At 61.9% G+C, this 6,896-nt stretch carries 7 protein-coding genes; 4 read left to right on the forward strand and 3 right to left on the reverse strand.

Annotated features, from left to right (window positions below; genetic code table 11):
* Positions 1-145: 145 nt before the first annotated feature.
* The 3 genes from AC07XF_RS28620 to AC07XF_RS28630 are packed head-to-tail and all read left to right on the forward strand — an operon-like array spanning position 146 to position 2,699.
* Entirely contained in the window at positions 146-1,228 is a 1,083-nt protein-coding gene (locus AC07XF_RS28620) for a bifunctional transcriptional activator/DNA repair enzyme AdaA (protein ID WP_495029199.1), read from the forward strand.
* 36 nt (positions 1,229-1,264) lie between these two features.
* Complete coding sequence (locus AC07XF_RS28625) at positions 1,265-2,077, forward strand: isocitrate lyase/PEP mutase family protein (RefSeq protein WP_495029200.1); 813 nt, start codon at positions 1,265-1,267, stop codon at positions 2,075-2,077.
* A 4-nt stretch (positions 2,078-2,081) separates the two neighbouring features.
* On the forward strand, positions 2,082-2,699 hold the full coding sequence (locus AC07XF_RS28630; protein ID WP_495029201.1) for a DNA-3-methyladenine glycosylase family protein: 618 nt from the start codon (positions 2,082-2,084) through the stop codon (positions 2,697-2,699).
* Positions 2,700-2,810: 111 nt separating this feature from the next.
* On the opposite strand, the gene AC07XF_RS28635 is transcribed toward AC07XF_RS28630, so the two are convergent.
* From AC07XF_RS28635 to AC07XF_RS28645, 3 genes are all read right to left on the reverse strand, one after another.
* A complete protein-coding gene (locus AC07XF_RS28635) occupies positions 2,811-3,908 on the reverse strand; it encodes an extracellular solute-binding protein (RefSeq protein WP_495029202.1) in 1,098 nt (365 codons plus the stop codon).
* Positions 3,909-3,910: 2 nt separating this feature from the next.
* Complete coding sequence (gene aguA / locus AC07XF_RS28640; RefSeq protein ID WP_495029203.1) at positions 3,911-5,020, reverse strand: agmatine deiminase; 1,110 nt, start codon at positions 5,018-5,020, stop codon at positions 3,911-3,913.
* Between the two features lie 100 nt (positions 5,021-5,120).
* Positions 5,121-6,005 carry a LysR substrate-binding domain-containing protein gene (locus AC07XF_RS28645; protein WP_495029204.1) on the reverse strand — a complete coding sequence of 295 codons (885 nt, stop codon included), beginning with the start codon at positions 6,003-6,005 and terminating at the stop codon, positions 5,121-5,123.
* Between the two features lie 263 nt (positions 6,006-6,268).
* Between AC07XF_RS28645 and AC07XF_RS28650 the strand changes: the two genes are divergently transcribed.
* A complete protein-coding gene (locus AC07XF_RS28650; protein ID WP_495029205.1) occupies positions 6,269-6,757 on the forward strand; it encodes a GFA family protein in 489 nt (162 codons plus the stop codon).
* Positions 6,758-6,896: the final 139 nt, after the last annotated feature.

Consider the following 6,896-nt stretch of genomic DNA (forward strand, 5'->3'; position numbering starts at 1 on the left):
GGCGGAGTGTCAGTCACCTCAATGTCGAATGACACTCCGCCTTCGCGAGCAAGCCCGCTCCCACAGGGTGAAATCAATTTCCAGTCCGGAATTCGCTGTCGATTTTCCGGTGGAGGTCGCCCATGCCGCGATCTATGCTGCGCCCATGAACCTACAAAAAACGCTGCTTCCGCCCCGTGCCGAGATGGTTCGCGCCATGCTCGAGCGAGACACCTCCTACGAGGGGGTGTTTTTCACGGCGGTCAAGACCACAGGAATTTTCTGCCGCCCCGGTTGCACCGCCCGCAGCCCGAAACCTGCGAACGTCGAGTTCTTTGCCAACGCCGAAGAATGCCTGGCGGCGGGTTATCGCGCCTGCCTGCGCTGCAAACCGCTGGACACCGCCGCCAGCGCGCCCGACTGGGTGCAGAAACTGTTCAGCTCGGTAGACGCCGACCCGGAGCAACGCTGGACCGACGCCCAACTACTGGCCGAAGGCATCGAACCACTGAAACTGCGCCGCTGGTTCAAGCAGCATTTCGGCATGACCTTCCATGCGTGGCTACGCACCCGGCGCCTGGGCATGGCGTTGGGCGGGATCAAACAGGGCGACTCCATCGACGACGTCGCCTTCGATTCCGGCTACGAGTCCCTGAGCGGTTTTCGCGATGCCTTTCAAAAATCCTTCCACATCACCCCGGGCCGCGCAGCCAACAGCGAGCCGTTGTTGTTCACGCGCCTGACCACGCCGCTGGGGCCGATGATCGCCATGGCCGAACGGCGTGGGCTGGTGCTGCTGGAATTTCTCGATCAGGCATCGCTGAGCCCGGCGGTCGAAGCGCTGCAAAACCGTTTTGGTTATGCCGTGGCGCCGGGGCACAACGCGCACTTGCAGCAGATCGAAGAGCAATTGTCCGCGTATTTTGCCGGCACGCTCACTGAGTTCAGCGTGGCCCTGCACATGCCCGGTAGCGAGTTCTCCCGTCAGGTCTGGGCTGAACTGGCGAAAATCCCCTACGGCCGGACCACCACCTACGGCGCCATCGCGGCGATTCTGGGCAAGCCCGGTGCCAGCCGGGCGGTGGGCCTGGCCAACGGGCATAACCGCTTATCGATTGTCGTGCCGTGCCATCGCGTGATCGGCGCCGACGGCTCGCTGACCGGCTACGCTGGAGGCCAGCCGCGCAAGGCGTTTCTGCTCAGGCTGGAAAACGCAGCGGTGCAGCTCACAGAGCAATTGGCGTTCTGATCCCACCCACAGGTTTTTCATAAGGAAGGAAATTCGATGGACAGGCTCGACAATCAACTGCACCAACTGCATCACGATGGCTTGCTGATCCTCACCAACGTCGCCGATGCCGCCGGGGCGCGGTTGGTGGAACAACTGGGCAACAAGGCCGTGGCCACCAGCAGCGCGGCGGTGGCCTGGGTGCATGGTTACCCCGATGGCAACACCCTGCCCCTTGAGCGTCTGGTCTCGACGGTCGAGTCGATTGCCCGCGTCATTTCGGTGCCGCTGACCGTGGACATTGAGGCCGGTTATTCCGATGACCTGGAACGGGTGGCACAGGTGGTTGACGCCGTGATCGCCGCCGGTGCTGTCGGGATCAATATCGAGGACGGCGCCTCGCCGCCCGAGTTACTGGCACGCAAGATTGAAACCGCGCGCCAGGTGGCCGATCGCCGAAACGTGAACCTGTTTATCAATGCGCGCACCGATGTGTACCTGCGGGGCCTGGTGCCTGCCGAAGATCGCGTCGCGGAAACCCTCAAGCGCGCTGCGCGGTATCAGGCGGCCGGTGCCAATGGCCTGTTTGCCGCGGGCGCTACCGCGGAGTACGAGATCAAGGCGCTGTGCCAGGGCACCTCGCTGCCACTGAATGTGCTCGGGTTCCCGGGCCTGCCGTCGCCCCAAGCGCTTGAAGCCCTCGGTGTACGCCGCCTGACCGCAGGCTCGGGCATCGCCGAATTCCTCTACGGTGCCATGGCCGGCATCGCCAAAAGTTTTCTGCAAACCGGCAAGTTCGATAACCACGACCTGAAGGCTTTCACCTATGGCGAAATCAACGCCCTGTTAAAACCGTCCGGGAAAGCCTGAGCCCATGTCCGACGGCTATCTGGCGGCCAGCGCGTTCCTGGCCGCCATCGATGATGACTGGCGCCGCCACATCGACGCCATCGGCCCGTGCCTGCACCAGCCGCATGCGGCGCGTGATCCGTATGAGTCGCTGGTGCGGGCGATTGCCTATCAGCAACTGCACACCAAGGCCGGCGATGCGATTGTCGGCCGGCTGCTGGCGCTGTTTGGTTCGGGTGCGTTTCCCAGGCCTGAACAGATCGTCGCGACAGATTTCGACCGACTGCGCAGTTGCGGGTTCTCTGCGAGCAAAATCACCACCATTCAAGGCATCGCCCAGGCGTCGCTGGACGGCGTGGTACCCGATTACGCCACGGCGCTGGCCATGGACGATGAAGCACTGATCGAGCGTTTGATCACGTTGCGCGGTGTGGGGCGCTGGACCGTAGAGATGTTGCTGATCTATAGCCTGGAGCGTCCGGATATACTGCCGGCCGACGACTTTGGCGTGCGTGAGGGTTATCGGCGGCTCAAGGGGCTGGAGGTGCAGCCGACGCGCAAGCAGATTATCGAGATCGGATCGGCGTGGAGCCCTTATCGGACGGTGGCCTCCTGGTATTTGTGGCGGGTGCCCAGCCGTTAGACCGCGTTATCGTTCTTCGCTGGCAAGCCAGCTCCTACAGGTTGGCATTGTTCCGTAGGAGCTGGCTTGCCAGCGAAGGCGTCAGCCCGGACAACACAAAACCAACACCTACTACAACCCCGACTTCAACCGACTGAACGCCCGGATCAGCGCCCGATTGAACGCCTTGCCATTGTCATTCTTGCTGTAAAGCGAAGCCCTGACCTCGGCCGTTGGGTACGTCCCCGGATCATTGCGAATCGCCGGGTCGATCAAGCCGTCCGCCGCCGTGATCGCATTGGCATAATGGATGCTGTCGGTGATCGGCGCGATCACTTCCGGGGTCATCAGGTAGTCCATCAATGCCAGGCCGGCCTTCGGATGCGGCGCATCCCTGGGAATGACCATGGCATCGAACCAGATCAACGTGCCCTCCTTCGGAATGCGATATTTCAGTGAGTACGGTTTGTTCGCCGCTTCTGCCTGGCCCGCCGCGATGGCCACGTTGCCGTTCCACGACATCGCCACGCAGGTATTGCCGTTGGCCAGGTCGCTGATGTTCAGGTCGTTGTCGAAGTAGCGAATGTACGGACGAATCTTCGCCAGTTGCTGTTCGGCCAGCTTCAAGTCATCAAGGCTCTGCCGGTTGATGTCCAGGCCCATGTACTTCATGACCGCCGCAAACACTTCGTTGGGATCGTTGAGCAGGCTGACCCCGCAGTCGGCGAATTTCGAGACCACGGCCGGATCGAAAAGCATCGCCCAACTGTCTGTTGGCGCATCGGGCGAGCGCTGTTTGACTGCCTGCTCCTGATAGCCCACACCGGTGGTGCCCCAAGCGTAGATCCCGGCATAGCGGTTGCCCGGATCGAACACCGCCATGTGCTGGCGGAACTCCTCGCCGACGCCGGCAAAGTGCGGCAGTTGCTGCTTGTCGACCGTCTGCACCGCGCCACTCTCGATGGCTCGCGACAGATGCTGCCCCGCCGTCAACACCAGATCGTAACCACTGCGGCCAGTCAGCAATTTGGTCTCGACGGTTTCCAGTGAATCAAAGTGGTCGGCCACCACATGGATGCCGGTTTTCGCCTCGAAGTTCTTCAAAGTGTCCGGGGCCAGGTACTCGCCCCAGATGTACAGATTGACCACCGGTCTGGCGGTATCGGCGGCCTGCACACACAGGGGTGCAAGCACCAGCAGTATTGCTTGAGTCAGTTTGTGCAGGCCCATTTTCACACTCCTTTGCCAGCGTACTGCGGCATGGTGATGCACGCGACATTACCGCCGCCGAGGAGGATTTCCCGGGAGTTTTCGATGCCGACGATGTTGTGTTCAGGGAACAGCTCGGCCAGGGTCGCCTGCGCCACTTTGTCGTTACGATCACCAAACAGCGGCACCACGATGGATCTGTTACCGGCGTAGTAGTTGATGTACGACGCGCAGATTTTCGTCCCGGCCTGACGCGTGTGAGTGCTGTCCTGCTGGTCCAGCCCTTCGGCTTCTTCGGCCGTCCACTCCAGCACATCCGGTTGCGGCAGCTTGTGCACGATCAACTCGCGGCCACGACTGTCGCGGGTGCTGCGCAGGATGTCGTAGGCCTCCTGATAGATTTCCCACTGCGGATCATCGCGATTGTCGGTCCATTGCAACACCACTTCGCCAGGACGCACGAAGCACGCGAGGTCGTCGACATGACCATCGGTTTCGTCGAACTTGCAGCCCCGTGGCAGCCAGATCACTTGCTCGGCGCCGAGGTAGTCGGTCAGGCGGCGGGTGACTTCGTCCTTGCCCAGATGCTGGTTGCGATTGCGGTTGAGCAAGCACTGTTCAGTGGTCAGGATGCTGCCCTGGCCATCGCTCTGGATGCCGCCCAGTTCGGCAATCAACGGCGCGCGATAGCGGTCGAAGCGTTCGATTTCGAGGATTTTACTGGCGATCTGGTCGTCCTTGTCCCACGGGTAGTAGAGGCCACCGTCGAGCCCGCCATAAGCGTTGAATTCGAAGTCGACGCCGCGCACTTCGCCGCTCCGATCGTTGACCACAAAACACGGGCCGCTGTCGCGGAACCAGGTGTCGTTGCAGGTCATTTCCACCACACGCACTTGCGGCGGCAACTGCCGGCGCGCAGTGGCGAACTGTGCCGCCGAGGCGCACACGGTGACCGGCTCGCTCATGGAAATGGCGGTGACGATCTGCACCCAGACTTTCTGCGCCGGCTTGGCACCGTTGCGCCAGACGTCGGTGCGCTCCGGCCAGCCGAGCCAGCAACCGGACTTGGCTTCGAATTCGCCGGGCAGACGGAAACCGTCCTGTTTGGGAGTGGTGTCGAGCAAACGGGCCATGGTCAAACCTCTTCAGCAGGGATTGGAATGACCACAGGCTAAGGGCGTTGGCGACTGGCTCGCCAACGATGATTATTGCGGAATACTTGAATTCAACTCATCAATCGAGCAACTGATCGTTGAACCATTCCAGCATCTGCGCCACTGCCGGACGTTCCAGCCGCACCCGTTCGCACACCAGTGCATATTGGCCCAAAGCGGTCATGCTCGACGTAAATGGCCGTACCAGCCGACCGCTGAGCAAATCTTCCTGGGCCGTCAGGTTGTCCCCCATGGCCACGCCCTGCCCTTGGGCCGCCGCTTCGAGTGCCAGCCCGGCATGAGCAAAATACAGCTGCCGGTCGGGGCGCTGATCGCCGGCATGGCTGGTGAGCCACGCGGTCCAGGTCTTGCCGTCCTGGTCGTCGTGCAGCAGGCAATGGCGGGCCAGGTCCTTCGGGGTTTTCAGGGTGCCCTGGTTGAACAGGCTGGGGCTGCACACCGGGAAGAACTGCAACGCCGGCAGCGGCCGGACGAAATACGCGGTGCTATCCACCGGGCCAGTGCCGTAGGTGATCGCCAGGTCGATGTCTTCACCGGGCGCCGTGGCGTCGATCGGCTGTTCGTACAGGTGCAAGGTGATGTGCGGGTAGCGCGCGTAGAAATCCGTGAGGCGACTCATCAGCCACTTTTGCGCCAGCTCGGCGGTCACCGCCAGACGCAACACCGCCAGGGACGACGGATCACGCAGTTCATCGCAGGCATCGCCAATCAGTTCGAACGCCTGCTGCAAACTCTGCATCAGGCGCCCGGCGGCCAGCGTCGGGCGAATCTGCCGGCCCTCGCGCACGAACAGCGACACACCCAATTGCTCTTCGAGCTGGCGGATCTGGTGGCTGACTGCGCTGTCGGTGACACACAGCTCGGCCGCTGCCCGACCGAAATGGGCGTGGCGGGCGGCGCATTCGAAGGTTCGCAGGGCTGCCAGGGAAGGTAATCGTCGCATCAGGTCATGTCCCGGTTTCGAGGTGGACATGCTGACTTGGCCGTTGGTGGGCGTCCAGTGGGACCGCGTTATCGTTCTTCGCGAGCAAGCCCGCTCCCACATTTGAAATGCAATCCCCTGTAGGAGCTGGCTTGCCAGCGAAGGGGCCCGCCCATTCACCCCCATCCAAAACCCGGCGCCTGTCGAACACTCAAACTGAAACCGGTGGCGACCGGCGACGGTCTAGGCTGTCTTGGATACGCTCAAGACAGCCGGAGGTTCCAATGCAACTCGAAGGTTCCTGCCATTGCGGTGCGGTGTCGTTCAGTTTGACCAGCGCCCACCCCTACCCTTACCAGCGTTGCTACTGCTCGATCTGTCGCAAGCCCCAAGGGGGTGGCGGCTATGCGATCAACCTCGGTGGCGATGCCGCCAGCCTGAAGGTGCGCGGGCGCAAGCACATTGCGATCTACCACGCGCGGCTCAAGGACGAAGGTGACAAACGCGCCCACAGCAGCACGGCCGAACGGCATTTCTGCTCGGTCTGCAGCTCGGGTTTATGGTTGTTCAGCCCGCAGTGGCCGGAATTGATTCACCCGTTTGCCTCGGCCATCGACACGCCGCTGCCGGTGCCGCCGGAGCACACACACCTGATGCTGGGTTCGAAGGCGCCGTGGGTTGAGGTCCAGGCGCAGCCAAGGGATAAACAGTTCGATGTGTACCCCGAAGAGTCCATCGCGCAATGGCATGAACGCCTGGGTTTGAGCCGTTAGCTTTTGTGTTGCTGATGGCCCCTTCGCGAGCAAGCCCGCTCCCACAGTTGGAATGCAATCCCCTAATGAAATGGCTACCCCCTGACACCCTGTGATCGCTCTCTAAACTTTCACAGGGTGTCTTTCGGAGGCCATTGCC

The organism is Pseudomonas sp. GW821-FHT01C01 (assembly GCF_059422645.1).

Bases quoted from the DNA above. Each gene is read 5' to 3' on its own strand.
- AC07XF_RS28620 (WP_495029199.1), top strand. From the start codon at position 146: ATGAACCTACAAAAAACGCTGCTTCCGCCCCGTGCCGAGATGGTTCGC.
- AC07XF_RS28625 (WP_495029200.1), top strand. From the start codon at position 1,265: ATGGACAGGCTCGACAATCAACTGCACCAACTGCATCACGATGGCTTG.
- AC07XF_RS28630 (WP_495029201.1), top strand. From the start codon at position 2,082: ATGTCCGACGGCTATCTGGCGGCCAGCGCGTTCCTGGCCGCCATCGAT.
- AC07XF_RS28635 (WP_495029202.1), bottom strand. From the start codon at position 3,908: ATGGGCCTGCACAAACTGACTCAAGCAATACTGCTGGTGCTTGCACCC.
- aguA (WP_495029203.1), bottom strand. From the start codon at position 5,020: ATGGCCCGTTTGCTCGACACCACTCCCAAACAGGACGGTTTCCGTCTG.
- AC07XF_RS28645 (WP_495029204.1), bottom strand. From the start codon at position 6,005: ATGCGACGATTACCTTCCCTGGCAGCCCTGCGAACCTTCGAATGCGCC.
- AC07XF_RS28650 (WP_495029205.1), top strand. From the start codon at position 6,269: ATGCAACTCGAAGGTTCCTGCCATTGCGGTGCGGTGTCGTTCAGTTTG.